The sequence below is a fragment of the Tepidibacillus infernus genome (assembly GCF_048898065.1).
GTDB lineage: Bacteria > Bacillota > Bacilli > Tepidibacillales > Tepidibacillaceae > Tepidibacillus_B > Tepidibacillus_B infernus.
The window spans coordinates 1-260 of the sequence record NZ_JBLWFI010000041.1 but is presented as its reverse complement, the minus strand read 5'-3'; the positions used below and the strand labels follow the sequence as shown (position 1 = coordinate 260).

Annotated in this window: 1 pseudogene; it reads left to right on the top strand. The window is 31.5% G+C overall.

What is annotated here, in order from left to right:
- Positions 1-189, top strand: a pseudogene (locus TEPIDINF_RS14905) (IS110 family transposase); the annotation flags it as partial.
- Positions 190-260: the final 71 nt, after the last annotated feature.

Below are 260 nucleotides of genomic sequence, written 5' to 3'. Positions count from 1 at the left end.
AAGCCCTTTTATAACAGATTAAAGGAAAAAGGCAAAAAAGTACGTAAAATCTATATTGCAATGGGAAACAAGTTTATAAAAATTGCTTTTGCAATGTTAAAAAATCAGAAACCTTTTGAATGGAATCATCCTAGTTTTAATTATGAACAGGAAATTTCAAAGAAACTATCACAACCTTTAGCAGCCTAAATTAAACAAAATATATCGGGTGCCCTTCTTTTGGTTCGAGTGGAGATCGTATCAAACTTTCATGAGGCCTA